This window comes from Streptomyces sp. NPDC047017 (genome assembly GCF_040644175.1).
GTDB lineage: Bacteria > Actinomycetota > Actinomycetes > Streptomycetales > Streptomycetaceae > Streptomyces.
In genome coordinates this window covers 1-1400 of sequence record NZ_JBEYVW010000057.1, presented here as the reverse complement: position 1 = coordinate 1400, position 1400 = coordinate 1, and the positions used below count along the sequence as shown (strand labels likewise).

The 1400-nt window shown below is 66.3% G+C and carries 1 protein-coding gene; it reads right to left on the bottom strand.

Going from position 1 to position 1400, the window contains the following annotated elements:
- Positions 1–1400, bottom strand: a 1400-nt coding sequence (locus tag ABZ858_RS37150) for an amino acid adenylation domain-containing protein (protein ID WP_361389443.1), incomplete at both ends; no start/stop codon positions are given.

The window sequence follows — 1400 nt, the reverse complement described above, 5'->3', positions numbered from 1 at the left end:
ATCTCGCCCGGTTCGATACGGAAGCCCCGCACCTTCACCTGCGCATCAGCACGCCCCACGAACTCCAGCACACCATCCGCCGACCACCGCACCACATCCCCGGTCCGATACATCCGCGAACCCGCCACCGTGGCGAACGGATCCGCAACAAACCGCTCCGCCGTCAGACCCGCACGCCCCAGATAACCCCGAGCCAGCTGAGCACCCGCCACATACAACTCACCCGCCACCCCCACAGGCACCGGCGACAACGCGGCATCCAGCACATACACCCGGGTGTTCCACATAGGACGACCGATCGGCACAGCACCCGCGGACAGCACCGCATCGGCCGGCACCGGAAAGTCCGTGCACCCCACAGCCGCCTCGGTCGGACCATAGTGCGCCACCACCCGCACCCGCGGATGATCCCGACGCCACCGCATCACCGCATGAGCGGGAATCTCCTCCCCGCCCAGCATCAACTGACCACCCGGCACGAACCCACCACCAGCACCTTCCAGCACCGGCAGATGACTGGGAGTCACCTTCAGGAACGACACCGGCAACCCGGCACCATCACCCTCCTCGGCAGAGACAGAGTCCAGCGCCGCCACCACGACACACCCACCAGCAGCCAAAGCCCCGTACAGAGCGGTCACCCCCGCATCGAACGACACCGAGGCATGCCACAGCGTCGAACCCGCAAGATCCGGATAAGCCTGCGGACACCGCACCACGTAATTCACCAACGCCGCATGCGACACCACCACACCCTTCGGCCGGCCCGTCGAACCCGACGTATAGATCACATACGCCGGATGCGCAGGAAACACCGCAGACAGCCGATCACCGTCCGACAGATCCCCGCCGTCCCGGCCGGCAACAGCGTCCCGGATTCCAAGGTCATCCAGCAGCAGGCGCGACGCGGCACCCCCCTGGGGCAACAGCGCCGCCGTCTCCGAATCAGTGATCACCAACACCGGTCCGGAATCCGCGAGCATGTACGCAATCCGCTCCGCCGGATACTCCAGATCCACCGGCACATAACCCGAACCACTCTTCAACACCGCAAGCAACGCCACCACCAGATCGGCCGACCTGGGCAGCGCGACGGCGATGAGCCTCTCCGGACCGGCACCGCACGCCACCAGATGACGGGCCAGACGATTCGCCCGGGCATTCAGCTCCGCATAGCTCAGCTCGACACCACCACTGACCACAGCCGGCGCTTCCGGAGTCCGCACCACCTGCGCCTCGATCAGCTCCGGCAACGACACATCCGGCACCTCATGCACCGTGTCGTTCCACTCCACCAGCATCCGCCGGAACTCATCACCGGCAAGAACACTGACACTCCGGATCCGCTGGTCGGGGTCGCCCGTGACGGTGTCGAGGAGCCGGGACAAGCGGTCCGCGAG